Below are 24,436 nucleotides of genomic sequence, written 5' to 3'. Positions count from 1 at the left end.
TACTGTTATTCGTTAGTGTATATTGTGGCAAGAAACACACGCAGTTCGGAAGAGGTGAACCGACGCAAAGTACTTGCAACACTGGGTAGCGCCACAGGGGTTTCATCTCTCAGTCTTGCAAGTAGTGGTTCTGTAGCAGCTGCTCCAGTTGAAGAGAACACATCCCCCGATATCAGTATGAAGACCGCCTATGATGCTGAGATAGATATGAGGGCGGTCAAACAGGACCAAGCTATTCAGGATCTGGAATCCTACATCCACAATGAAAGCGGGGCAGTGACTATTGAAATGCCACTGTCCTATTCAATTGAAACTGGAGATGAAGATTTAGATCCCTATGATTTAGCAATTACACCGATTGCTATAGGAACGAAAAGAGGATTATCTGAATCAGGCCTTGATGGAACCGGGACAATAATTGCAATGACCGGGACCATTGAAGGAGAGCGAAAACCGATTACTGCCGCTGGTATAATATTCAGTTCTTCCGGGTCGGAATCTAATTCCCTTACTGCAACAGCATTCGGATTTGAAAATGACGATTCGATAAACCAAGAAACAACACCAAAATATGAGCCACAACCAACAGAACTTGGAAGAAAAGAAGTCAACCAGAATGCGCTTCCGAGTATAAAAAGTCAAACTCCAAGCATAAGTAAAGCAGTATCACGAGAAAAGCTAGATGTTGATCAAGAAGTAATCAACAGCTATAGAGATTTCAACGGTAGGCGGGTTACAGTTGCAGATGCAAGTGACGGATTCTGGGACTTAGTTTGTAGCTTTTGTCCGAGTGCACTTAGCGCAATCTGTGGTGGCGCAAATCAGCTCGGATTCTGGGGTTGTCTAAGCAGATGTGTTCCACTTGCTTCGTCTTTCCCCTATCTATCAGGTGCTTGTGCTGTGTTTTGTGAGCAAGTTACAACCGTAGGCGGAGTAACGGTATGTGTATCATCTTCTGGAGTTGTCTGTGACTTAGCATTCGACTGTTAGATATATTGGCCCACTTGTTTTAGTTCTGGGCCATTTATGTTGCGTAGCAGGGGAAAATTTTATTATTGGAAGTAGCGAATATCAAGTTATGATCCATCCCTTTGAGGAAGCCTGGAAAAATAAGGTATTACAAGGGATCATCGCCCTGAGTGGGATGGTTCTATTTACAAGTAACTTTACCTATATGAATACTATTGAAATATTATCTATTGCTACGGTGCTTATCGGAGTTATCCTTATAGATTTTGTAGGATATATATCAGATATTTCTAGAGGTACTAAGAGAGTGATTTTTGGTATAACGCTTATAGCAGTAATGATGATTTTTATATTATCCAACTTAGGTCTAATAGGAGGGATATTCGGAGTTGTTGGTCTTTGGTTTCTTCTAGATGGAATTACAATTCATCAATATGGGACATCCACAGCAGTAGACTCCTATGTAGCAACAGCAGAGAGGGAAGAAGCGATGCTCCGCCTCCAATTACTGAATAGGGTATATCAGCACCTTCGGAAAAGCCCCGAACCACAGTCAATTACGACGCTTGCCTCCGAGTTGGATCTTACAGAGTCACGCGTTCAGGCTGCACTCAACTACTTAGAAAGCAAGAATCAGATAGAGAAAATCAACGATCAGTACCGAGCGATTCCCCCGAAGTGGGGGATGGTTACTCCCGTTGTTCTCTTCGGGTTGTGGATTGTCAAATCTATTATTTCCCCATTCCGTAGAATTCTTCGCAATAATTTAAATTCGTTCTAATTCCACTACGTGACAAGCATGGTTGATAAATTGAGATGGGTTAGAACTCCTCGCTCACGTTCGACCAGATCCCCAGCGACTGATCGTTCGAGCTGTCGACGTCGACGCGGAACTCGCGCTCCTCGTCGAGACTGATCCCGATCCGGTCGAAGTTCGCGACGTACCGGGACTTGTGGTGGCGACCCTGCCGCACGCCGACGGTCTCGCTGGCGAGTCCGGCATCGGTCAGCCGATCGAGTTTTCGATAGGTCGTCGAGAGGGGGAGATCGACCGCTTCGGCGATCTCGGGAACGGTCTTGGGCGCCTCGAGAATTGCGATGATCTCTCGACAGTCAGCATCGTCCAGCACGGCAACGACGCCCGCGAGATCGGCGGCGTCGTCGGACGATGAGAACTCGAGTGTCATAGACTGCGACCACGTTAGGAGCGAAGCCTAAAGACACATTTGGTCCCGAAAGTGACGGACGCGTCGGCCGCGAGTCGCGACGGGTGAGCCAACTACATGTGGGATCGGCCCGACGGACTGCGTATGAGCGACGAGACACCCGAGTCGACGGTCGAGAACACGCCGGGGCAGGGCCGGACGCCTGAACCGGAACGGATCGAACCCGCGGCGCCCGAGGAGTTCGGCCTCGTACAGGTCTGGTGGGGCGACGGCAAGGGGAAGACCACCGCGACGCTGGGGATGGGGATGCGCGCCGCGGGCCACGGCTACCGCGTGCACATGCTCCAGTTCATGAAGGGCGGCGCCTCGAGCGTCGACGCCGTCCGCGGCGAGTACAACGCCATCGCGGCGCTGCCGGGGATCAGCTACGAGAACCTCGGCCACTACGGCTGGCACGGGATGAAAGACGGCAGCGACGAGGAAGACCACGCGGCCCAGGCCCAGGCGGGCCTCGAGCGCGCTCACGAACTGCTCGAGGCGGCCGGGGAAGCCGACCTCGGCGCGCCGATCGACCTCGACGCGCCGCCGGAGGAGGGGGTGCACATGCTGATTCTGGACGAGGTGCTCTACGCCGCGGATCGCGGCCTGCTCTCGAAGGATGACGTCCATAGCCTCGTCGACGCGAAGCCCGACGATCTCGAACTGGTGCTCTCGGGGAGCCACGCGGAACCGGCGTACCTCGAGGACCGCGCCGATCTCGTCACGAACGTTCGCAAAGTGAAACATCCGATCGACGACGGCCAGCGGGCCCGGCGCGGAACCGAGTTCTGATCGACAGCGGCAATTCTGCGCGAAAGCGACGGTCGCTCGAGCGAAACCGTCGGTTCGGGGACGGTGTTACTATTCTCCTACCAACACAATTATTATCAATTCCTGTGAACGTATCGACGTTCAATGGGTGCAATTCGGGTAGACGGACTGGGCAAGTCCTACGGAGCCGTCGAGGCGGTGGCCGACATGAGCTTCACCGTCGAGCGCGGGGAGTTGTACGGGTTTCTCGGCCCCAACGGCGCGGGCAAGACGACCACGATCAGAACGCTGACGGGCCAGATTCAGCCGGACGCGGGGACGGTACGAGTTCTCGAGACCGATCCGGTGACCGAGCCGATCGAGACACGGAAGCGAGTCGGGATCCTGCCGGAGCAACAGTCGCCACCGAGCTTCCTCACGCCGCGGGAGTACCTCGAGTTCGTCGGCGACGTCCGCGAACTCGATTCCGACCGGGTCGCCGAGCGGACGGCCGACTGGGCCCAGCGCCTGGGGTTCGAGAACAAACTCGACACGCTGCACACCGACCTCTCGCGGGGTCAACAGCAGAAGGTGATGATCACGCAGGCGTTCCTCCACGAGCCCGACGTGGTCTTCATCGACGAGCCGCTGGCGAACCTCGACCCGCTGGTCCAAGAGCAGGTCAAGCGGTTCCTCGTCTCCTACGCCGCCGGCGACAACGCCGTCTTCGTCTCGACGCACAACATCGACGTCGCCGAGGAGATCTGTACGCGGGTCGGCATCGTCGCCGACGGGCGGATCGTGACCGAGCGGTCGCTCGCCGGAGACGGCGGCGGTGGGGACGGCAACGACGAATCGCTCCTCGAGGTGTTCCTCGAGCGCGTCGAGAACGAAGACGCTCGAGACCTGCCCTCGCTCGAGCGGATCGACGCATGAGCGGGGCGACGACCGACCGATCGGGACCCTCGACGCGGCGGCTGCTGGGCGTGCTCTTCCGCGAGGAGTGGCGGCTGCACACCCAGCTGTTCGGCGGCTGGCGGTTCGCGCTCTTCCCGGGGGTCATCGCCGCCCTCGCGGTGGGGGCGACGGTCGCCCTACGGGAGACGGGGACCGCGGACGGGACGATTCTGACGGGGCTTCACGTCCTCGCGCTCGGCTTCGGTCTCTACAGCGGGACCGCCGGGTTTGCGGGTTCCGACATGCTCGAGAACGTGTTCGGCGAACTCTCGCTGATCCTCTCGTCGTCGACGACGCTTCCGCTGTCCCGGCGGCGCCTGCTGGGCGTTTTCCTGTTGAAGGACGCGCTGTTCTACGCGGTCGCGTTCGTCCTGCCGATGGCGCTCTCGAACGCTGTGCTGGCCGACCGTCTCGCGGCGGTGCCGGCCGCGGTGGGAGCGCTGTGGCTCTCGCTGTCGTTGGCGTTCGCCGCCGGGATGGCCCTGACCGTCGCGCTGATCGCGGTCCGGACCCGCGGCGTGCCGACGTGGGCGATCACCGGCGCGATCGTCGTCGCCGCCGGCGCGGCGTGGCTGACGGGAACCGGCGGGGCCGTCTGGAACGCGTTCGTGCCGATCGACGGCGGACCGACCGGTTCGATCGGACTGGCGGTCGGAACCGGAGTCGTCGGCGCGGCGTCGCTCGCCCTGTACGATCCGACCTACGGCCGGCCGTCGCGGACCGCCAGCGATCGGTTCGCCCGCCTCAGCGACGCGCTTCCCGTGGAGGCGATCGGCGCCGACAGCGCGCTCGTCTCGAAAACGCTGCTCGATCTGGCCCGCTCGTCCGGCGGCGTCATGAAACCGTTCGTCTCCGCGGCCATCCTGTTGGCGCTGGTGGCCGCGCTCGTCGGTGTCGTCGACTCGATCACCGGGATCGCGCCGGCGCCGGGCGTCTTCTTCGGCGGCGTGCTGGGACTGACCGCGTTTACGACGTACAACTGGCTGACCCAGTTCGACTCGCTCGAGGCCTACCTCGCCTACCCCGTCTCGATCGACGACGTCTTCCGGGCGAAACGGGTCGCGTTCGTCCTCGTCGGCGCACCGACGGTCGCGGTGCCGTACCTCGCGGCCGTGCTCTGGTTCGAGGCGACGCTCGTCGACGCGGTCGTCGGCGCAATCTTGCTGGCGGGCTACGCGCTGTACTACTACGGGCTGACCGTCTACATCGCCGGCTTCGATCCCAACGAGTTCCTCTTCGACGCCGTGCGGTTCTCGCTGTTCACGCTCGGGGTGGGGGTCGCGCTCGTTCCAACGCTGGTGACCGGGTTCGTCGTGGTGCCGCCCACTGGGAGCGTTGCGGTGGCACTGGGGGTGGCCGGAATCGGGTTCGGTGTTGTTGGGATGGTGCTCTCGAGTCGTGCCGGACCGCGGTGGGAGCAGCGGTCTCGAAACGAATAGCGGAATTATTGGTTCGAACTCGTCGATAAGACACTCCACCGTTGCACGTGAAGACCGGCAGTTTAGACCATTAGAGCCGCCAAAATAGATGTCAAACGCGAGGTGGGAAACGTTTGAATGGGTGGTGTGTGGTGAATCCTACTCCGACTATTTCGACGGTTACACGAGCCCCTGTTCCTCCGCGGTTTCCCAGAGTGAGTCGAGGTTCAGACTACCGCTCAAATGCAAATTGTCCAGTGTCGAAAGCGCACCATCGATCGAAACATCGACCTGATATTCGTAGTATATCCCACCACTCCTGCCTTCGTTACGCTTCGTTCGATCGAGAATCCCGAGCATCGAGAGTTCGGCTAAGTGATTATGAAACGCCCTGCCGCCGAGAGGATCACGGTCGGTCGCGACCGCGAGATCGGTATACTGTTCGTAAAGTCGTTGCTTTTGAAATGGCGCTTCAGACGGTTCCGCAATCGTCGATGCGACTACAGCCAAGAGTGTGAGATGTCCGTGAGAGGTCAACTCTTTCATGCTCTCTTCGATCCGCTGCTTTTCCAGCAACTGTTTCGCCTCGCGAACGTGATCTTCTGTAACGATAGAATCGTTTCGTCGACGGGCTAGATCACCCGCCTCGAGAAGGAGGTCAAGTCCTTGACGGGCACTTCCCTTATCTTGCGCGGCAAACGCTGCACACAACGGAACAACATCTTCCTCGAGAATGCCGTCTTTGAACGCTAACGTTGCACGTCGTTCGAGAATGTTCTGGAGTTCGTTCGCGTCATATGGCGGGAAGTGTAGTTCGCGTTCACACAGCGTGTCTTCGACGCGCGGATCGAGTTTCTCTCGATATTTGAAATCGTTGCTGATCCCGATAATCCCGATTCGAGCGCGTTCTATTTTCTCGTTACTGCGAGCACGCGGAAGTTGATAGAGGATCGAATCGTCGTCGCCAATGTAATCGACTTCGTCTAAAACGATCAAAATCGTCCCACCGATTCGGTCGAGTTCCGTCCACAGCTTTTCGTAGACCGCGTTCAACGGATACCCAGTTCGACTGATTTGATCAGACGGATCCCGTAAGGTATTGACGAGTGCAACGGCCACGCGATAGCTACTAGTCAGATCCTCGCAGTTGAGATAGACAGTGGTGACTGAGAGGTCATCGTACTGTTTTGCGTCCTCCTCGAGATGGTGAAGAAGATATTTCGTCGCCGCTGTCTTGCCGACACCAGTCTTCCCGTAGAGGAAAATATTTCGAGGCTGTGAACCGTTGATGACAGGCTGTAGGTACGCGGTGTATTGCTCGATTTCGTCGTCGCGTTCCTCGAGCGATTCGGGCTGATAATCGTCGTGCAAGACGTTTTCATCCTCGAAAATAGCTTCGGACCGCTCGAAGAGCGTCATTATATGTTAGCTATTTTACTGCCCAATAAAACAATTGGTTCGAACGTTGCAAACGGTTCATTCGTTACTGTCGATTGAGGACAGAGACACACCACCCATTCAATCGTTAGAGTGCGATAGAGCAGTCCCTCAAATAATATAGCGCATAGTATAGAAAATATTTATATAGTCTGGGGGAAAATAGAATCCGTAGTGCTAGTTCTTTGAGAACGTTTGAATTGGTGGTATGTTATTCGACTAGGCTATCCATCGAGGAGAAAAGAGGGCAAAATGGCAGATAGTCACTCTGCTCTTCCGTATTACGTTTGAATTGGTGGTGGGTGGGGTTCGATGATTAGGCCGGTTTTCGAGTGATAACGAATGAATGGGTGGTGTGTCTCCGTCCCCAATCAAAACCGAGAGCTCTCGGGACATCCGAGGATATGACTTCCGCACTCCTCACTCGGCTACCGAAAGAATCTGCCTGTGGGATCGAGCGTCACGCGGTCGGTCGCGGAACCGGGATACGTCGAATCGATAGGACGATAGACCATCGAGCGTGAGTAGGGATCAACGCGAATGACCAGAACGCTGCTCGTCGCCGGGACCGCGAGCCACGTCGGCAAGTCGACGGTCGCCGCCGGACTCTGTCGACTGCTCGCCGATCGGGGCGTTTCGGTCGCCCCGTTCAAGGGACAGAACATGAGCAACAACGCTCGAGTGGTCGTTCGACCCGAAGCAGCGGCCGGCGACGACCGAAGCGACACCGACGAGAGCGACGAACCAGACGTCGACAAGTGGGGCGAGATCGGCGTCTCCCAGTTCGTCCAAGCTCGAGCTGCTCGAGTCACGCCCACGACCGACTGTAATCCCGTCCTGCTCAAACCCCGCGGCGACGGGGAGAGCCAACTGGTCCTGCAGGGACGGGCCCACGAACACGTCCCGGCCGGCCGGTACTACGAGGAGTTCTGGGACGAGGCCCGCGAGGCCGCCGAGGAGACCTACCGGCGACTCGCGGCCGACCACGACGTGATCGTCGCGGAGGGCGCCGGCAGCATCGGCGAGATCAATCTCCACGACCGGGACCTCGCGAACGTCGAGACCGCGGAGTTCGCCGACGCCGACATTCTCCTACTGGTCGACATCGAGCGCGGCGGCGCCTTCGCCAGCCTCTACGGCACCATCGAGCTCCTGCCGGACTCGCTGCGCGAGCGGGTCGTCGGCGCGGTCATCACCAAGTTCCGCGGCGACCGGTCGCTGCTCGAGCCCGGTATCGAGGAGATCGAGTCGAAGACCGGCGTGCCGGTTCTGGGCGTCCTCCCGTACGACGATCCCGGCCTGCCCGAGGAGGACAGCGTCGGTCTCCCGTCGAAGAGCGAGCGCGGCGTGCTAGGCGACGACGACGGCGTTCCCGACGAACGCCGACTCACGGTCGCCGTCCCCCGACTCCCCCGAATTTCGAACGCGACGGACCTCGAGGCGCTGGCCGCGGCGCCGGGCGTCTCGGTCGCGTTCGTGCCGGTCGACGCGGAATTGGCGACTGAAGAGCGGGCGACAGCCAGTACTGATCCCCTCGCAGCCGTCGACGCCGACGCGATCGTCCTCCCGGGAACCAAGAACACGGTCGACGACCTGCTGGCGCTCCACGAGGCCGGCTTCGCCGACGCGCTCGCGGCGTTCGACGGGCCGATCGTCGGCGTCTGCGGCGGCTACCAGCTACTCGGGGAACGGATTACGAACGCGGATCTCGAGGGGACCGGCGACGACGCCGTCGTCGAGGGACTCGGGCTGTTGCCGGTCGAGACGCGGTTCGAGGGGACCAAGCGCGTCGAGCAGACGACGGTCCCCGTCGACGGGTCGGCGTCGCCGCTGCTTTCCGGCGCCGACGGCACCGCGTCGGGCTACGAGATCCACGCCGGACGGACGCGTGTGCTCGAGGAGAAAGCCCAAGAAATCGTCCGACCGCTCGGCGACTCGAGCGCGGCCCACGGACGGGTGCTCGGGACGTACCTCCACGGCCTGTTCGACAACGAGGGAGTCCGAACGGCGTTTCTCGAGGCCGTCGCGTCGGAGGCGGGAGTGGATCGCCCGCGTCGCAACGGTGAGACGACCGGATCGACACCGTACGACCGCGCCGCGGAACTGGTCGGCGAACACGTCGATCTCGAGGCGCTCGGTCCGCCGTTCGATTCGTGAGTTCGAGTCGCGGGCGATCGAGCGAATCGCTACGGGCGACAGGACGGAGTCGGCACAACGACGGCTTCGCGTCGGGTTACGTCGGCTCCGAACGGTAGGTTCCGAGCAGTTCCTCGAGGATGATACACTCCTGATCGGTCGACTCGTAGTGGGTGTCGATGAACCGCTCGGCGGCCTCGTAGTCGCCTCGAAGCCCGTGTTTACGAACGGTGATCACGGCGTCGAGAAAGAAGGTTCCACCGTCGGCACCCAGCGCCTTCGCGTGATCCTCCTCGGAGATGTCGAGTTCGGTCTTGATCTCATCGAAGTTGAACGTCTTCACCTCGTGATCGTTGTTGAGCAGCGTGAGGACGTACTCCGCGGAGAAGCGGTAGAACTCGGATTTGCTCTCGAACATACCGTCGTCGACCAGTTCGTCGATCGTCTCGACGACCTCGTCTGGGTACCTGACGGTATCTTTGGCCATACCGTTACGGTGTTCGCTGCGGGCTAATGATTGTTTCGAAGAATTGTACGGCCCGTTACAAGAATCGGCGACGGACTCGGCGTTCGTATCGAATCTCGAAACGGAACGAACGTTAAAGGACGCGGGACGGATCCCTCCACACGAACAGCTGTGATCGACGTGTCCCTCGGGTTCCTCCTCAGTTCCCTCCCCTGGTGGTTAGCGGCGCCGTTGATCCAGATCGCGGTGCTCGTCGTCGGCATGGCGTTAGACGAGACGTACGTCAACCGGACGACGATCCTGATGGGGGCGCTGGCGACGCACATCCACATCTTCGTCGCCGGCGAAGCCGGCCTGCTGGTCTCCATCTACGCCGACGCGGGACTGGCCGTCGGCGCCTACGGGCTGTACGCCTACGTCATCGACGGCTACGTCGCCACCTGGTTTCGGCTGCTCGCCTACTACGTCTACTCGCCGCTGTCGGTCTTTCTCGTCATCCTGACCGCCGGCCCCACCCTGATCGGCGTCGAACCGCTGGTCGTCCTCGCGCTGGCCGGGGCGGGGTACGCCAACTTCCAGTTCCGCGAGTACCTCCGGCCCGATCAGCCCTTCTACTTCGGTCCGCGAACCCAGGAGGAGTTCGACGCCATCCTCGAGACCGAAATCGGTGCGGGATCGCCGGCTGACGACAACGCTCCCGGTGCTGAAACCGCTGGTGGCGGCGTCGCCGATCCCGAGGCAGCCGCCGGCGGAGCGGAAACGGGAGCGGCCGCGGAAACCGCCTCGAGTCCCGCCGGACCGAACACCGCCGGGCAGTCGGCGTCCGGACAGAACGCAACCGGGCAGCAGACGGCCGGCCAAGGGGGAACGGGCGCCAACGTGTTCGACGATTCCGAGTCCGCCGAAGACGGGGCGGAGTTCGACCACCCGGGCGCCGAACCGGCCGCCGCGTCCGACTCGAGCGAGCGCGGGATCCTGCCGAAGTTCATGCGCCGACTCTAATCGGGTCGAGGGGGTTTTTGCTGAGTCGGGAAGACAGCGGATCTACGCAGCAGACGCGTTCTAAACGTGTAGTTCCGGTTTACACCGTTTAGAATGTGTGCAATGTTTAGAATGTGTAGACGGTGTTCATGCCAGCGGTACTTCATCACGGGAGGACGGGTGAACGGTCCGAGGCGGCCCGTCGGGAGCGAACTATCGTCGAGCGACGGAGAGGAGAACAACTCCGTCTAAACACCAATCGCGGCGGCCATCGAACGCGGCGGTTGCTGTGCGGACGTCGTAACCGATCAGGATATCCAGTACCAGTACGCTTTTATTCCGCGCAAATCTTTTCCTGAAGTGACGCTTTCAGGCGGTCACGAAATCCGCGTTCCAACATCAAATGTCCCCCGAGATCCGTTCCGGTCCGATCGTACACATCTCGGCGTCTCACTCGGAGTCGCTCCAGGGACGGCTTTGCGAAGCATCTCCGGCCGGCGTTCGATCGATCACGCCAGCGGCCCTCGAGGACAATCTTGAGTCAGTCTTCGACGGGGAAAGCGAGTCCGACGCGGAGCCGTCGGTTCCCGCCGGGATCGTTCTCGAACTCGAGCGTCCCGAACGGGTGCGGACCGCCCTCAAACGGCTGTTCGAGGCGTGGCCGAACCCGCCGACGATCGTCGCCCCGCCGACCGGCGGTGAGACGCTCGCGGCGGCGGCACTTCGGGGCGGCGCCGACGAGTACGCGCCCCTCGACGGCGACGGGGACCCGGTCCAGCGGATCGTCGATGCGATCCGTACGTTCGGCAGGGCAGTCAACGCCGGCGAGACCGCCGGCGAACCGACGTCCGCCACGGCGGCGAACGGTGCAGGCCCGGCGGTCGGCGTCTCCGCAGCCCCGGTCGAGAGTCAGCCGTCGACGGAATCGACCGGCGAGTACCACCGCATCCTGGCGAACGAGTTGCCCGACGAGGCCTTCGTCATCGCCGCCGACGGCACCTACCTCGAGGCGAAGATCCGGCCCGACGCCGCCGATCTCTACACGACGACGGCCGACGAACTGCCCGGGAAGAATCTCGTGGAAGTGTTTCCCGACGACAGGGCCGCGAAGTTGCAGGCCTGTGTCGATCGAACGCTCCGGACCGGCGACGTCCAATCGATCGAGTACGAGGCGAGAACGACCGACGGCTGCCGACGGTACGAGGGGCGGGTCGTCCCGATCGACGAACCGATCGACGGCCGGAACGCCGTCGTCTGGCTCGCCAGGGACATTACCGAGCGGATGCAGCGGGAACGGGAGCTGCGATCGCGACGGGACGAACTCGAGACGCTCAACAGGATCAGCGCGGTCGTCGGGCAGGTGATCGATACGCTGGTCGAGGCACCCTCCAGGGAGGCCATCGAACGGGAGGTCTGCGACCAGCTCGTCGAGTCGGAGCTGTACTGCGGGGCCTGGATCACCGAGCGGACGGGCAGGGGGAACCTCGCCTTCCGAACCGGCGCCGGCGACGTGGACGCGTACCTCGACCGCGCGACGGAACTCGAGGAGGGCCACGCGTGTCTGGTCCAGCAGGCCGTCGAGACCGGCGAGATCCAGACGGAGACGAGCATCCCGACGAGCGATTCGATGCCCGAATCGCTCAGCAGGGCCGCCCGGACGGACGGCGTCCGGTCCGCGATCGCCGTTCCGATCAGCCACAACGACTCGGTCTACGGCGTCCTGACGGTCCTCGCGGACCGCGAAGACGCCTTCAGAGAGGGCGAGCGGGCCGGGTTCGGCCTGCTCGGCGAAACGATCGGCTTCACGATCATGGCCGTCAAGAACCGCCAGCTGCTGTTCGCCGATACGGTCGTCGAACTCGAGTTCCGGATCGACGGCGGCGACACCTTCTCGTTCGATCTCTCCGAGCGGTACGGCTGTACCGTCTCGCTCGAGTGGGCCGGAACGACGGCGGACGGCCGCACCGTCCAGTACGTCACGATCGACGGCCTCGGCGACGAGACCGTCCTCGAGGAGGCCGAGGCACATCCGTCGATCGAGAACTGTCGGCTCATTCACGACGGCGGCGAGAACTGCACGGTCGAGATTCGCCTCGCGAAGTCGGGGGTCCGGACGCTCGCGAACCACGGCGCGACGTTCCGCGAGGTCACTGTCGAAGACGGCGTCGGAACCTGTCTGATCGAGGTCTCGCAAGATGCGGACGTCCGCGAGATCGCGAAGGCGTTGACGGTGATCTACGAGAACACCGAACTCGTCGCGCGCCGCGAGATCGACCGCCCGGTTCGAACCGCCGCCCAGCGGCGGGATCACATCTTCGACCAACTGACCGATCGACAGCTGACGACGCTGCGACTCGCCTACTACAGCGGCTTCTTCGAGTGGCCCCGCGAGAGCACCGGCGAGGAGATCGCCGAGGCGATGGACGTCTCGCCGCCGACGATGCACCAGCACCTCCGGAAGGGGATGAAGGCGGTCCTCGAGGAGTTCTTCGAAGCCAGCGGCGGTCCACAGCCGCCCTGAGCGGCGGCGGTTGACCGGCGGGACCGCTTAGCAAGCACGCGACGGGGCCGATCCCGAGCGCTCAGCGGTGCCGATCGTCGGTCGATCGCCGCCGTTCGTTCACCGGAAACCCGGTGTGTCGAACCGAAAGCCGATCTCGCCATCAGAGCCCGTCGGGACGGAGCGGAGAGACGGCGTAGCGGGTCGTCACTCGACTGGGGACACTGCTCGGCCGTCGACGCGCTCGTTGCTTCCGACTCCCGCCGAACGTCGACGCGAATACGTCACGAACGCCGATACTCACGAGATGTTAAAAGAGGGCCATATGAACCCGAGCGACGATGCGAACGCGTCGATCCCCTCCGACTACGATGGGAACGACGAGTATTCCGGCGGCGAGCGGCCGCCGCTCGGGGGAGGGTGCACGGACGTGATGCCAGACGTACCGGTCGAGGGACTCTACGAGGGATCGAACGGTCGCTACTACACCCACTGGCAGCTCAGGCGGCGGCTTCGAACTAACCGCTGGACGCCATGCATGCGACAGCGCGATCCGGACCGACGGCTGGTGGAAACGAGCGGCGGCTCGTTACTGTTGCTGACGCCGACCGACGACCTTCCCGCGTGGGTCGAGCTCCGAATCGACGACCGCGGCGCTCGCGTCGTCGACACGCGGCGGCCGGTCCCGAACGGTTCGCTGCCGAAGTAGTCGACGCCGCCGATTGTGACAGCTGCGGCGGGCCGCCGATAAGCGGCGAATATGTGAANCCGCTCAGAGATGTGTATAAGAGACAGCTCGGGGCCGTCGGCTCGCTTACCTCGGTCGGAACGCTCGCGTATACGACTCGAGAGCCGGTCGAGACCCTCGATATCCGCGTCTGGCTCTCGAGCGGCGCCGCGGAGTACGACGGCGTCGCCGAGCGGCTTCGGGGGTACCTCGAGCGGATCTTCGATCTCGAGTACTGGACGCTCGAGTGCTCGATCGGCGGCACCGTCGACGTCTCGACCGAAAACGGGGCGCGCGTCACGAGCCACGGGGAGTGGCCGCTGATGCTCGCGGCGGGCGCGGTGGGAGCGCCCGCGGTCACCCCCGTCGCCGACGTCAACCTGCTCGTCACGGACGGCCAGATGCGACGGACGCCGACCGGATACGGGCTCCCGCACGTCGCGTCGGTCGGCGGCGCCCGACACCTCGCCTCGCTCGCGTCGTTCGACGACCTGCTCTCGACGCCGGCGGCGGACGCCGAGCGGGGTATCGTGCCGAACGAGCCGGCGACGCGCTCGATACAGGTGCTCGTCCACGAGATCGGCCACGCGCTCGGGCTGGATCACGAACACGGCGTCTCCTTCCGGCACGGCGGCGCGATCGTCGCGACGCCGATGGTGAGCAGTTACGCCTGGAACGGCGACGCCGACGTCGAACGCTCGGCGTGCGGGCGTCCGTATCCGGAGCCGGCGGATCGACCGCGAAAACTCAGTCTGGAATTCTCCGCGTGCGCGCGACGCGAACTCGCCGCGTACAGCGGTATCGGACTCGGATAAGCGAGGAGCACAGCGGAACGCGGGAGTCGAAGGACAGCTCCGGCCGTCCTCGAGATCGGCCCATCGGCGCTATCGGCGGCCGGCCGGCGACACAACGTCACGCTACTCGCGGCTTCGCGGCGGATCGTCCGAACGGATCGAGGCAGAAACGGATTACTCGTCGTCGTCGCTCTCGTCCTCGCCGCGGACGAAACTCGCCTGCAGGTCCCCGTTGTCGTCGACCCCGGCGGCGCTGGGCCCTTCGATGAGCGACTCGAAGTCGTCAACCTCGTCGTACTGGTCGCGATAGACGAGCGCCGCCTTGCCTGCCGACGTAATCTCGTACAGTCCGGACCGCTCGGCCGGACCGATCTTGCGAACCAGCCCGTAATCTTCGAGTACTGGCAACCGAGTATTGATGTTTTTGCGGCTCTTCCCCGTGTGTTCGGCGAGATTCGTTGCGACGTTCCGGCCTTTCTCCTCGAGCGCCTCAAGGATCAGGAAATCAGTAGGTTGACGCAGTTTCACTATCGTTCACTCTCGGTAGGAACTATATTTCCAGTGGTAACTAATACTTTCGGCTTGATCGATTGGGTTATACGTCAGGAAAGGTATTGAAAACGAGAGATAGCCTCGAATAATCGATCGGAGTCACTCAGTAGTGACAGGCTAAACGATTTTCGTATCGGCGTCGCGACCGACGGCGATCTCGAGACCGGCCGGCGGTAATCGGCCGGTGAAGCCGGAGAACGCTGGCCGGCGTCACCGTGGTAGCGAACGCGGACGGACGTGTTCTCGATATCGCTTAGGACTCGGAGTAATCATCCGTCGACCCGTCGGCCGCGATCGCGGCTCCGGCCGGGGCACTCGCTTGCGACCCGGTCCACTCGAGCGTTTCGGTCGCGATCGATTCGAGCCACTCGAGGAACCGAGCGACGGCGTCGGGCGAGTCGAGCCGATAGGAGGCGGCCGACGGCTCGTCGCCGCCGACGCGAATCCCGATCCCGTCGGATTCGACGGTCCGGAACGCCGATTCGTCGGTCACGTCGTCGCCGATATAGATCGGGACGGCTCCCGGCGGCATATCAGCCGCGATCAACGCGACCGCGTTCCCCTTCCCCCACGGGATCGACGGTCCGATCTCGAGGATGCGCTTCCCGGAGGACACCTCGAGGGCGTCGCCGCCGAACCGGTCGACGACCGCGTGCGTCCGCCGCTGGACGATCGGCCGCATCGCCGGCGGCACGGATCGGTAGTGGACCGTCCCGGTCAATCGCTTGTTTTCGATTCGGGCGTTCGGGATCGGCTCGAGCACCGACTCGAGGATTCCGCACACCTCGTCGATGCGCGCGGCGCGTTTGCGCGCGACCGGGTGGACGGCGAGCGAGTCGTTTCGCTCGAGTTCGAGCCCGTGGTTTCCGGCGTAGATCGACGGGCCGTCGATGCGGTCGCGAACGTCGGCCAGCGCGCGGCCGCTGACGATCGCCGTCGAGACCGCAGGATCGGCCGACAGCGACGCGACCGCCGCTTCGTTTTCCGCCGTCGGCGCCGCCGCGTCGGGGTCCTCGACGATCGGGGCGAGCGTGCCGTCGAAGTCCAGACAGCAACACAGCCTCGAGCCGGCGGCGAGTCGCGACCGGATCCGGTCCCGCGCCTCGTCAACCGGACGCGGAAGGGTTTCGTCCGACATCGATCACACTGTCGACGGCGGTTCGTTCGTGTCCCCGTCCGAACTCGACCGGGACTCAGATCGCGAGTCGCCGGCGCGGTCGGTGCTCCGGCCCGCGTCGGTATCCGAACCGGCGTCGGAACCGGGACCGCGATCGGGATCGGAGTCGGATCCGGAACCGCGATTCCCGCCGTCGCGTCGCTTGTCGGCGTGAACCCGGCGAATCCAGTCGAACTGGGTCTCCATCCACCACTCGAGGTCACCGTCGAAGACACGGTTTCGGAGCGTGTTCATCCGGTGTTGGCCCTCGCGGGGCGCCATCGTAACCGCCGCCTCGAGTTGCGATGCGAAGCCGTCGACGTCGGTCGGATCGATCGTCAGCGCGTGCGACCCGAGCCGATCGTGGGCTCCGGTTCCCTCGCTCAGGACGAGCACACCGTCCCCGTCGACGCTCGCGGCGACGTACTCCTGGGCGACCAGGTTCATCCCGTCGACCAGGGGGCTCACGACCATTAGGTCAGCGCGGCGGTAGAGCCCGGACAGTTCCTCGTTCGAGAGGTAGTCTTCGGTGTAGACGATCGGCTCCCAGTCGTCGGTTCCGAACCGCCGGTTGATCCGCGTCACTTCGCTCCTGACGAGGTCGCCGTGGCGCTGGTAGGCGTCGATGTCGGTCCGGGACGGCGTCGCCGTCTGGAGGAACGTAAACTCGCCGTGCCACCCCGGATTGCGCTCGAGGAGCCGTTCGATCGCGGCCAGCCGTTCGGGGATCCCCTTCGAGTAATCGAGGCGATCGACGCCGAGCCCGATGACGTTCTCGCGGGAGATGTCGTAGCGGTCGAACAGCGACGAGAGCTGGTCCGAGTCGACCGCCCGCGCGTTCTCATCGTGAGTCGGCGCGTCGACGCCCATGGGCGTCGCGACGATCCGCGTCGTCCCCCCGCCGTAGGCGACGGTTCGCTGGGTCCGATCGACGTCGGCCCCGGGTAAGTATCGCTCGACGCAGTCGAGGAACCGTTCGACGTAGCGGTCGATGTGAAAGCCGAGCAGGTCGTTGCCGAGCAGACCCTCGAGGATCGCCCGCCCGCCCGGGCAGTGCTGGAACGAGGCCGGCGTCGGCCACGGAATGTGCCAGAACTGGGCGACGGTCGTCGAACGGGGAACCGACTCCCGGATCATCCGCGGCGCGAGGCCGAAGTGATAGTCCTGCACCCAGACGACCGAGTCGGGCTCGGCGTGTTCGGCCACCGCATCGGCGAAGCGCTCGTTGACCGTCCGGTACCACTCGAAATCGTTCGATCGGTTCTCGACGAGATCGACGAAGCCGTGACAGAGCGGCCAGAGCACGCGATTGCTGAACCCGTAGTAGTAGGAGTCGACGGCCTCCTCCGAGAGATCGATCCGCTGGAGGGTGTACGACTCGTCACCCGGCGGCACCCCGATACAGCCGTCGTCGTCGGCGACGTCGAAGTCGGCCTCGCCGTCCCCCCAGGCGATCCAGGTCCCCTCGGAGGCCTGGACAACGGGATCGAGACCGGCTGTCAGGCCGCCCGTCGGCTCGTCGACCGTAATCGACGACGTATCGGTCGATCGGTCGCCGCCACCGGAGTCTTCGGCCTCCGAATCGTACTCGTGGCGGTACGGCTGGCGGTTCGAGACGACAATCAGAGAACCGGGACAGACGGACCCGTCAGATCGCGAATCCGCAGTCGAACGGCCGTATCCGTCGGCCCGTAACTGACGATTGCTCGGATGCGTCGACGGCAACCGCGCATCGGTAAATCGCATTCGCTGCTATTGACAACCTCGTCGCGGGTCGGTCCGCGGCCTGCAACCGCATGGAAGCCATATACGCGCTGCTACCTATCGGTATCCGTTGACGGGCGCTGCACGGCGGTTTCGGGCCGATCGCGGCCGGTATCGATTCGCGTCGCTCCCCCGTCTCGAGAGCGCCGGTTGGAGACCGAGGTCGCCGTTCCGACCGAACGTTCTTTCCCCGGCCGACCGAATTCTCGCGTATGCGATCCCCGTTCGAACGCCGTCTCGAGGCGTGTCAGCGCCGACTCGAGCGCACCGACGCCGCGCTGGCCGTCCTCGTTCCGGGCCCGAATCTCACCTACCTGACCGGCTTCGAGGAATCGCCGTCGGAACGCCACCTGTTGCTGTTCGTCCCGCGGGTCGGCGATCCGGTCGTCGTCGCGCCGACGATGTACGACGCCCAGCTTCGGACGCTGCCGATCGAAACGCTGGCGGTACGGCTGTGGGACGACGATGACGACCCGCTCGAGGAGATCGAAGCAGTGTTGGCGGAACTGCTGCCGGCGGGCGACGGGGATCCCGGCTCGTCGCAGGGCGACGACGCGCCGACGATCCTCGTCGACGACCGCATGTGGGCGACGTTCACGCAGGATCTGCGGGAATGTGCGCCGGCGGCGACGTTCGACCTCGCCAGTCGCGTCCTCGAGGACCTCCGGCTCCGGAAGGACGACGTCGAACTCGAGGCGCTCCGGCGGGCCGGAGAAATCGCGGACCGCGTCTCGCTCGAGATCCGCTCGCGCGGGACCGACCTGGTCGGGCGGACGGAGGCGGCGCTGGCGAGCGAGATCGAGCGGCTGCTCGCCGAGTACGGCGGCGGCGATCCGGCGTTCGAGACGATCGTCGCGTCGGGACCGAACGGCGCCCGACCCCACCACCACAGCGGCGACCGGGAGATCGAACGCGGCGATCCGATCGTGCTGGACTTCGGCGCGTTCGTCGACGCCGACCTCGAGGACGGAACCGGCCGCTACCCCGGCGACCAGACGCGTACGATCGTCGTCGGCGACGAGCCCGCGGACAAGTACGATCGGTACGAGCGGGTGCACGAAGTCGTCCGCGAGGCACAACGAGCCGCCGTCGAGGTCGTCGAGCCCGGCGCGACCGCCGGCGCGGTCGATCGAGCGGCGCGATCGGTCATCGAGGACGCGGGCTACGGCGACGAATTCGTCCACCGAACCGGTCACGGCGTCGGCCTCGAGGTCCACGAACCGCCCTACATCGTCGCGGACAACGACCGGGAACTCGAGCCCGGGATGGTCTTCTCCGTCGAACCGGGGATCTACCTCGAGGGCGAGTTCGGCGTCCGGATCGAGGACCTGGTCGTCGTCACCGAGGACGGCGCCGAGCGACTGAACGAGTCGCCGCGCGGCTGGGAGACCGGGGATAACGTTCAGTGAGCGCGGAGACACCGGGTTTCCGTTGAAAACACACCGCGTTTCCACTGAATCCGACGCGGCTCGCCATCGGAGCAGACACCGGGTTTCCACTGAAACAGCCGGGCAGCCGGTCTGACTGGCAGCGGACGTCGGGGCGTCGCGAGGAGACGATTACGCGTCGTCGGTCTCGACGAGCACCTTCCGGACGACGTCCGGATCCTCGAGCAGTTGGTGTTCGGTGTAGCTTCCCTCGGCGCTGCCGCCGCTCTGGCGAGACTGCTCGATGATGTCGAGGAACGCGTGTTCTTTCAGGAGGTCGCGGACGCGACGCAGGGAAAGGGTGTCCGACCCCTCCTGACGACAGATCTCCTCGTAGACGTCGAAGATCCTGGTCGTCCGAAAGCCGTCCTCGTCGGGCGTGTTGAGCGCGAGAACTGCAAGGGCTTGCAGGACGTACCGGGAGTGGGGCGTCGACCCCCGGATGAGTTCCCGGAACCGGTCGGTCTCGGCCCGTTCGCGGGCCTGAACGACGTACTCCTCGCGAACCGTTTCGCTGCCGTTCGATTGGGCGATCTCGCCGGCGTAGCGGAGGATGTCGATCGCCTTCCGCGCGTCGCCGTGTTCCCGGGCCGCCAGCGCCGCGGCCCGGGGGATGACCGAGGGCTCGAGGACGCCGTCCTTGAACGCGTCGCTGCGAGCCTGCATGATGTCCCGGAGCTGGTTGGCGTCGTAGGGCGGGAAGACGAACTCCCGCTCACAGAGACTGGACTTGACCCGCTCGTCCATCCGGTCCTTGTACTTGATCTTGTTGCTGATTCCGATAACGCCGATCTTGCAGTCATCGAGTTTGCCGGCCTCACCCGCGCGCGAGAGTTGCATGAGGATGCCGTCGTCGTCGAGCTTGTCGACCTCGTCCAGGATGATGAGGACGACCTCGTACTGGGAGTCCAGCACCGTCCAGAGGCGCTTGTAGTAGGTCGACGTGCTGAGCCCCTTATCGGGGATCTTGATGTCGGTCCGGTCGGAATCGTTCAGGGAGTGGGCGATCGTCTGGACCGCCTGCGTCTCCGTGCTGTCCTGGGCGCAGTCGACGTAGGCGAACTCCGCGGTGACGCCTTCCTCCGTCGCGACGCGGACCAACCGTTCGGAGATGTGTTTCGCACAGAGGGATTTGCCGGTGCCCGTCTTCCCGTAGATAAGCAGGTTGCTCGGACTCTGTCCGAAGATCGCCGGGTTGACGGCGTTGGCGAGATCGGCGATCTCGTCGTCCCGGCCGACGATCCGCCCCTCCTCCGGGAGGTGGTTGATCTCGAGTAGCTCCTTGTTCTCGAAGATAGGGTCGTCACGGGTAAACAGGTCGTCGCCGGAACTCGACATGATCGTAGACACCACGTTTCCGGTGAAACGTCTTTATTGTTTGGACTCGAGGTGGGTTCACCGCTCAGGGCGGTGAATTATGGCGGAAAGAGAGTGTTTCAAGCGATTATATAATAGTTAGGGTAGCGGAATCGGCGGGCGAAGACACACACACCACGTTTCCGGTGAACGGGGAAAATCGGGGGATGGGGTTCCAGTTGAAACGGGGGTTAGTATTCATCGGAAACCCGGTGTGGTGTCGAACGTGCGACGGAGAGGAGCGGAGTAGAGCGATCGGAATATCGGCGTATCAACGGTAGTATGTCCATTATACTGGGAGAATAGAATGTTCGTCACTCCCGCTCCCCTCGAGTACGTGTCGCTTTCCGATCGGGATGTCTGTTAGAGTCAGATCGGTGGATTGCAACACGGCTCGAGAAAAGACTGGAGAGGGACTGCACCGAGAAAGAAGCCGAAGTGAACCGTACGAAGGGCTCTATCGATGCTTCAGAGATATCTTCTGACCGAAGAGAGAGAACAATAAAAGGATTTCCGGTGAAAGAACGGTTGTCGACTAACGTCGACTCTCTTAGTCTTGTTTTGACTCAATGGACTTTTTTCTGTGCAGTGTATTATACTTGTTGATAGAGCGGAAGAGGAAGCTGTGGCAACAGGGGTTCTTGGAATGACTTCCAAATCTTGTCTGAATTCTCTTCTGAGTGAGAATCAATGTGCGAATATCCAGAGATATCACCTGAACAAACTCCATTTCCTCGTCTCTTAGACTATTCGTTCTATTCTTCCTCTCTCCGAAACATTGCGTTCTTCCCCCTTCTTCGAACCCTCTTTCACCGGAAACGTGGTGTGTGTGTCTCCACTTTCTTCCCCCCGTCCCTTCTCATCGCGTTTCACCGGAAACGTGGTGTGCGCGCGCTGGCAGTATGTTCTGCTATCACGATATATGGTTACAATACGCAAACAAATGGAATACCCGTTCTTGAACTAACCAATCGATCCGAGTTGGCTCGAGACCGTACTGCTCGAGCGGACAGCGACATCGAGATTTGCTACTCGATTGTTCACTGGACCTGCGTTCACCGGAAACGTGGTGTGTCCGTGAGGGGTGTTACGATCTTCCGTCCATCCATCTCCTCAGTACCGTCCTCGTGCCCCACCGTCCCACCTTCACCGGAAACGTGGTGTGTCACTGCGAGGCTGCCCGCAGCGCGGCACTGCCTCGAGAATCGATCGTTCAGCGGCGTGTTATTTCACCGGAAACGTGGTGTGTGGGTTCTCGAGAATATCGAGGGACGACTACCGGTGTGGGGACGCCGATCGACGTCGTCGCCGTTCAGTAGTAGTAGAGTTCGAGTTCGTGACCGCAGTTCCGACAGGCCGTCTCCCGACCTTGCAGTCGGTTCGTGGTGCGATCGTCGTGGATTCCCGGCCCAGGGGGAACGGATGCGTTGACCGTTGCCTCGCACTCGGGACAACCGATACGCATCTCTGAGCGGTTTGACTGGGACATGCATTCGAGATTGGGGAGAATTCCGCATAGTTATACCAACCGTACGTTCGCTCAGCGTCGGATTTGAATCGTTTCACTACTGTAGGATCGAGTTTACACGAACTGAACAGTTCGGAACGGGCCGCAGTCGCTTCGTCCACTGATCGCGTCAGGACACGGTATACTGCACGTCTTCGAAGTCGAAAAACGCGGTTTCGTAGCCGTCGTGGCGCGCTATCTGTGGCGGACGGTCGACGGCAACGGTGAGTTCGTCGCCGCTCTCGAGGCGCTCGAGAGCCAGTCCGTAGTGGTGGCCGAACGCTGGATCGATCGTCTCCGCGAGCGACTCGCCCTCGAGGACGGTCGTTCCGCCGCGCTCGACCGTGGCGCTCAGCGTCGCGGACGGGAGGGTCACGTCGTTGTACGGCGTTCGGGGACAGACGACGAGATAGTCGCCGTCGCCGGCCACACGATCGGCGTTCGCTCGGATCGCGGTGATCTTCGCGTCCGCGCTGCGTTCGGTCCCGAGCCGGTTGCCGGGCAGGTCCGCGACCGGCGGTCCGTCGGAGGTCGGGGCGTGTCCGGGGCCGTGCTCGTCGTGCCCGCCGTGGTCGTGTCCGCTGGGGTCCATCAGTTCGTGGGCCTCGCGGGCGCCCCGCCGCTCCTCGTCGACCATATTGAACTCGAGGTCGTGAATGTCCGAGCGCTCGAACTCGAACTCGATCTCGAGCGTGCTCGTCTCCTCGAACCGACCCTCGAACGCGCCGGTCCGCTCGGTCGTGACGGGACCGACCCGCACGCGGGCGGTGTAGGTGCCTTCCTCGGGTAGCGTGATGTTGTCGCCGTAGTGGGTCCCCATCCGTTGGGAGAGCATCGACCACGGCGTCAGCTGTTCGACGACCGAGCCGTCGTCGCGCCGGAGCTCGAGGTCGGTATTCACCGGAAGGATGGTGTCCGTCTCCTCGTCCCAGACGGTCAGCATGAGGTGCATGCTGTCGTCGGTGTCCACGTCGATCCGCTGAGTGTCGCCGGAGACGGTCCAGAACCGGTGGGGTATCGTATAGGAGAGTTCGACGGCGTACTCGTCGTCGCTCGCGCGACCGTAGTGGCCCATCTCCTCCTTGCTGGAGGGCAGGTAGACCGCGTCGGGGCGATCCTCCACGAGCGGTGGGTTGTCCCACGCCGACTCCTCTTCGAAACCCAGACGCTCGAGACAGCCGGCGAACGCGGCGGTACCGGCGACGGCCGTACCACGGAGAAAGGCCCGACGGTTCATCGTCCGCGTCTTGGAGCGGCAGCCGCAAAACCCCTGTTGGTTCACCCCTCGAATCGCGGACTCGAGATTCTTCGATAGTACTCTAAGTACTCTATTTTATACGCGCGTAACGGTCAACTCGTCACTGTCGTCCGCCGCTGTCGATCAGCCCGTCGGCGTCGGTCGAGTCGCCGCCGGCGTGCCGCGTTGATCCGTGTCGATCCGTATCGTTGCGCGCCGTATTCGGTGAGTGAACCAACGAACCTTTGATCGCGCGCTGCTACGTCCCTCGTATGGAACGGCGGACGTATCTCGGATCACTCGGAGTCGCAGGTTTCGCGGGTATCGCCGGCTGTCTCAACAGTTTGGGTCTCGGAAACAGCAACACGGCCCTCCCACCGGCCGACGATCATCCGTCCGATCCCAGCTATCCGAGCCACGGCGACGAGTTCCCGTCGTTTTCGATTCCCGACCCGATCGCCGGAACGACCGTCTCGCTCGAGGACTTCGTCGGCGAACGGCCCTTCCTGCTGACGTACTTCTACACCTCGTGTCCGGACGGCGTCTGTCCGGCGCTGTTGACGCGGCTGCAGTGGGTCCAGGAAGACGCCGCCGAGCGCGACTACGCGGACGATATCGCCCTGCTTGCGTTCACGTTCGACCCCAAAAACGACACCGCCGAGGCGTTGAAGGACCACGCCGAGGGACAGCACCTCGACTACGAGGCCGACAACTTCCACTTCCTCCGGCCCGAAACCAACGAGGAAGCAAAACAGATCATGGAAGAGAAGTTCGGCATGCCGATCACGACCGCCGACGAATCGGACGACGGCAACGAAAGCTCCGAGGACGACGGTCACGGCGGCAACGAGAGTCACGACGATGGCGGCCACAGCGGCAATGAGAGCCACAGCGGAAACGAGAGCCACAGCGGAAACGAGAGCCACGACGACGGCGCCCACGCCGGCCACACCCAAATCATCCACAGCAAACGGATCACGCTCGTCAACGAGGACGGCTACGTCGAGCGCGCCTATCCGAAAGCCGTCCAGTCAGAAATGGCCGTGACCAAGGAACAGCTCCTCGAGGACGTCGGCACAGTCGTCGGGGTGGAGTGA

21 protein-coding genes are annotated in these 24,436 nt (G+C 62.6%); 12 read left to right on the top strand and 9 right to left on the bottom strand.

Annotated features, from left to right (window positions below):
* The first annotated feature begins 24 nt into the window (after positions 1 to 24).
* Together C477_RS23625 and C477_RS23620 are read left to right on the top strand one after the other, a co-directional pair.
* The gene (locus C477_RS23625) at positions 25 to 990 is read left to right on the top strand and encodes a hypothetical protein (RefSeq protein ID WP_152423341.1); all 966 of its coding nucleotides are present in this window, start codon (positions 25 to 27) and stop codon (positions 988 to 990) included.
* Positions 991 to 1,078: 88 nt separating this feature from the next.
* On the top strand, positions 1,079 to 1,750 hold the full coding sequence (locus C477_RS23620; RefSeq protein WP_152423340.1) for a hypothetical protein: 672 nt from the start codon (positions 1,079 to 1,081) through the stop codon (positions 1,748 to 1,750).
* 40 nt (positions 1,751 to 1,790) lie between these two features.
* Here the strand turns inward: C477_RS23620 and C477_RS16250 are convergent, their stop codons facing one another.
* A complete protein-coding gene (locus C477_RS16250; RefSeq protein WP_008895616.1) occupies positions 1,791 to 2,156 on the bottom strand; it encodes a winged helix-turn-helix domain-containing protein in 366 nt (121 codons plus the stop codon).
* A 123-nt stretch (positions 2,157 to 2,279) separates the two neighbouring features.
* Here C477_RS16250 and C477_RS16245 point away from each other — a divergent pair, with 123 nt between their 5' ends.
* The 3 genes from C477_RS16245 (at position 2,280) to C477_RS16235 (ending at position 5,320) form a co-directional block, all read left to right on the top strand.
* Positions 2,280 to 2,966 (top strand): cob(I)yrinic acid a,c-diamide adenosyltransferase, encoded by a 687-nt coding sequence (locus tag C477_RS16245; RefSeq protein WP_049914594.1) that lies wholly within the window; start codon positions 2,280 to 2,282, stop codon positions 2,964 to 2,966.
* Positions 2,967 to 3,089: 123 nt separating this feature from the next.
* Positions 3,090 to 3,860, top strand: a complete 771-nt coding sequence (locus C477_RS16240) for an ABC transporter ATP-binding protein (protein WP_008895614.1) — start codon at positions 3,090 to 3,092, stop codon at positions 3,858 to 3,860.
* Positions 3,857 to 5,320: a hypothetical protein gene (locus tag C477_RS16235; RefSeq protein WP_008895613.1), complete on the top strand. Its 1,464-nt coding sequence runs from the start codon at positions 3,857 to 3,859 to the stop codon at positions 5,318 to 5,320. The genes C477_RS16240 and C477_RS16235 overlap by 4 nt, the downstream gene beginning before the upstream one ends.
* A gap of 159 nt (positions 5,321 to 5,479) precedes the next feature.
* Here C477_RS16235 and C477_RS16230 read toward each other — a convergent pair whose 3' ends face one another.
* Positions 5,480 to 6,718 (bottom strand): orc1/cdc6 family replication initiation protein, encoded by a 1,239-nt coding sequence (locus C477_RS16230; protein ID WP_008895612.1) that lies wholly within the window; start codon positions 6,716 to 6,718, stop codon positions 5,480 to 5,482.
* A 558-nt stretch (positions 6,719 to 7,276) separates the two neighbouring features.
* Here C477_RS16230 and C477_RS16225 point away from each other — a divergent pair.
* Positions 7,277 to 8,893 (top strand): cobyric acid synthase, encoded by a 1,617-nt coding sequence (locus tag C477_RS16225; protein ID WP_008895611.1) that lies wholly within the window; start codon positions 7,277 to 7,279, stop codon positions 8,891 to 8,893.
* Between the two features lie 76 nt (positions 8,894 to 8,969).
* On the opposite strand, the gene C477_RS16220 is transcribed toward C477_RS16225, so the two are convergent.
* The gene (locus C477_RS16220; protein WP_008895610.1) at positions 8,970 to 9,359 is read right to left on the bottom strand and encodes a CopG family transcriptional regulator; all 390 of its coding nucleotides are present in this window, start codon (positions 9,357 to 9,359) and stop codon (positions 8,970 to 8,972) included.
* A 150-nt stretch (positions 9,360 to 9,509) separates the two neighbouring features.
* Between C477_RS16220 and C477_RS16215 the strand changes: the two genes are divergently transcribed.
* The 4 genes from C477_RS16215 (at position 9,510) to C477_RS16200 (ending at position 14,361) form a co-directional block, all read left to right on the top strand.
* Entirely contained in the window at positions 9,510 to 10,340 is an 831-nt protein-coding gene (locus C477_RS16215; RefSeq protein WP_008895609.1) for a hypothetical protein, read from the top strand.
* Between the two features lie 382 nt (positions 10,341 to 10,722).
* Positions 10,723 to 12,840, top strand: coding sequence for a bacterio-opsin activator domain-containing protein (locus tag C477_RS16210; protein WP_008895608.1), 2,118 nt, complete (start codon positions 10,723 to 10,725; stop codon positions 12,838 to 12,840).
* Positions 12,841 to 13,144: 304 nt separating this feature from the next.
* Positions 13,145 to 13,528, top strand: a complete 384-nt coding sequence (locus C477_RS16205) for a hypothetical protein (RefSeq protein WP_049914593.1) — start codon at positions 13,145 to 13,147, stop codon at positions 13,526 to 13,528.
* A gap of 71 nt (positions 13,529 to 13,599) precedes the next feature.
* Positions 13,600 to 14,361: a peptidase M10A and M12B matrixin and adamalysin gene (locus tag C477_RS16200; protein ID WP_049914609.1), complete on the top strand. Its 762-nt coding sequence runs from the start codon at positions 13,600 to 13,602 to the stop codon at positions 14,359 to 14,361.
* Between the two features lie 153 nt (positions 14,362 to 14,514).
* Here C477_RS16200 and C477_RS16195 read toward each other — a convergent pair whose 3' ends face one another.
* The 3 genes from C477_RS16195 to C477_RS16185 all read right to left on the bottom strand — a co-directional run bounded on the left by C477_RS16195 (position 14,515) and on the right by C477_RS16185 (position 17,794).
* Complete coding sequence (locus C477_RS16195; protein ID WP_008895605.1) at positions 14,515 to 14,868, bottom strand: winged helix-turn-helix domain-containing protein; 354 nt, start codon at positions 14,866 to 14,868, stop codon at positions 14,515 to 14,517.
* Positions 14,869 to 15,145: 277 nt separating this feature from the next.
* Entirely contained in the window at positions 15,146 to 16,030 is an 885-nt protein-coding gene (gene otsB / locus C477_RS16190; protein WP_008895604.1) for a trehalose-phosphatase, read from the bottom strand.
* A gap of 3 nt (positions 16,031 to 16,033) precedes the next feature.
* Positions 16,034 to 17,794, bottom strand: coding sequence for an alpha,alpha-trehalose-phosphate synthase (UDP-forming) (locus C477_RS16185; protein WP_008895603.1), 1,761 nt, complete (start codon positions 17,792 to 17,794; stop codon positions 16,034 to 16,036).
* Between the two features lie 230 nt (positions 17,795 to 18,024).
* Here C477_RS16185 and C477_RS16180 point away from each other — a divergent pair, with 230 nt between their 5' ends.
* The gene (locus tag C477_RS16180) at positions 18,025 to 19,221 is read left to right on the top strand and encodes an aminopeptidase P family protein (protein WP_008895602.1); all 1,197 of its coding nucleotides are present in this window, start codon (positions 18,025 to 18,027) and stop codon (positions 19,219 to 19,221) included.
* A gap of 150 nt (positions 19,222 to 19,371) precedes the next feature.
* Here C477_RS16180 and C477_RS16175 read toward each other — a convergent pair whose 3' ends face one another.
* The 3 genes from C477_RS16175 to C477_RS16170 all read right to left on the bottom strand — a co-directional run bounded on the left by C477_RS16175 (position 19,372) and on the right by C477_RS16170 (position 23,339).
* Positions 19,372 to 20,577, bottom strand: coding sequence for a Cdc6/Cdc18 family protein (locus C477_RS16175; protein WP_008895601.1), 1,206 nt, complete (start codon positions 20,575 to 20,577; stop codon positions 19,372 to 19,374).
* A 1,330-nt stretch (positions 20,578 to 21,907) separates the two neighbouring features.
* Positions 21,908 to 22,084: a hypothetical protein gene (locus C477_RS23850; protein WP_160168022.1), complete on the bottom strand. Its 177-nt coding sequence runs from the start codon at positions 22,082 to 22,084 to the stop codon at positions 21,908 to 21,910.
* A gap of 148 nt (positions 22,085 to 22,232) precedes the next feature.
* Positions 22,233 to 23,339, bottom strand: a complete 1,107-nt coding sequence (locus C477_RS16170) for a DUF7350 domain-containing protein (protein ID WP_008895599.1) — start codon at positions 23,337 to 23,339, stop codon at positions 22,233 to 22,235.
* A 272-nt stretch (positions 23,340 to 23,611) separates the two neighbouring features.
* Here C477_RS16170 and C477_RS16165 point away from each other — a divergent pair, with 272 nt between their 5' ends.
* The gene (locus C477_RS16165) at positions 23,612 to 24,436 is read left to right on the top strand and encodes an SCO family protein (protein ID WP_008895598.1); all 825 of its coding nucleotides are present in this window, start codon (positions 23,612 to 23,614) and stop codon (positions 24,434 to 24,436) included.

Source organism: Haloterrigena salina JCM 13891 (assembly GCF_000337495.1).
Classification (GTDB): Archaea; Halobacteriota; Halobacteria; order Halobacteriales; family Natrialbaceae; genus Haloterrigena; species Haloterrigena salina.
The sequence above is the reverse complement of the archived record's forward strand: the minus strand, read 5'-3'. Positions and strand labels throughout refer to the sequence as shown.

Bases quoted from the DNA above. Each gene is read 5' to 3' on its own strand.
- C477_RS16245 (WP_049914594.1), top strand. From the start codon at position 2,280: ATGAGCGACGAGACACCCGAGTCGACGGTCGAGAACACGCCGGGGCAG.
- C477_RS23850 (WP_160168022.1), bottom strand. From the start codon at position 22,084: ATGTCCCAGTCAAACCGCTCAGAGATGCGTATCGGTTGTCCCGAGTGC.
- C477_RS16240 (WP_008895614.1), top strand. From the start codon at position 3,090: ATGGGTGCAATTCGGGTAGACGGACTGGGCAAGTCCTACGGAGCCGTC.
- C477_RS16165 (WP_008895598.1), top strand. From the start codon at position 23,612: ATGGAACGGCGGACGTATCTCGGATCACTCGGAGTCGCAGGTTTCGCG.
- C477_RS16180 (WP_008895602.1), top strand. From the start codon at position 18,025: ATGCGATCCCCGTTCGAACGCCGTCTCGAGGCGTGTCAGCGCCGACTC.
- C477_RS16210 (WP_008895608.1), top strand. From the start codon at position 10,723: ATGTCCCCCGAGATCCGTTCCGGTCCGATCGTACACATCTCGGCGTCT.
- C477_RS23620 (WP_152423340.1), top strand. From the start codon at position 1,079: ATGATCCATCCCTTTGAGGAAGCCTGGAAAAATAAGGTATTACAAGGG.
- C477_RS16235 (WP_008895613.1), top strand. From the start codon at position 3,857: ATGAGCGGGGCGACGACCGACCGATCGGGACCCTCGACGCGGCGGCTG.
- C477_RS16225 (WP_008895611.1), top strand. From the start codon at position 7,277: ATGACCAGAACGCTGCTCGTCGCCGGGACCGCGAGCCACGTCGGCAAG.
- C477_RS16185 (WP_008895603.1), bottom strand. From the start codon at position 17,794: ATGCGATTTACCGATGCGCGGTTGCCGTCGACGCATCCGAGCAATCGT.
- C477_RS16175 (WP_008895601.1), bottom strand. From the start codon at position 20,577: ATGTCGAGTTCCGGCGACGACCTGTTTACCCGTGACGACCCTATCTTC.
- C477_RS16220 (WP_008895610.1), bottom strand. From the start codon at position 9,359: ATGGCCAAAGATACCGTCAGGTACCCAGACGAGGTCGTCGAGACGATC.
- C477_RS16170 (WP_008895599.1), bottom strand. From the start codon at position 23,339: ATGAACCGTCGGGCCTTTCTCCGTGGTACGGCCGTCGCCGGTACCGCC.
- C477_RS16205 (WP_049914593.1), top strand. From the start codon at position 13,145: ATGAACCCGAGCGACGATGCGAACGCGTCGATCCCCTCCGACTACGAT.
- C477_RS16230 (WP_008895612.1), bottom strand. From the start codon at position 6,718: ATGACGCTCTTCGAGCGGTCCGAAGCTATTTTCGAGGATGAAAACGTC.
- C477_RS16250 (WP_008895616.1), bottom strand. From the start codon at position 2,156: ATGACACTCGAGTTCTCATCGTCCGACGACGCCGCCGATCTCGCGGGC.
- otsB (WP_008895604.1), bottom strand. From the start codon at position 16,030: ATGTCGGACGAAACCCTTCCGCGTCCGGTTGACGAGGCGCGGGACCGG.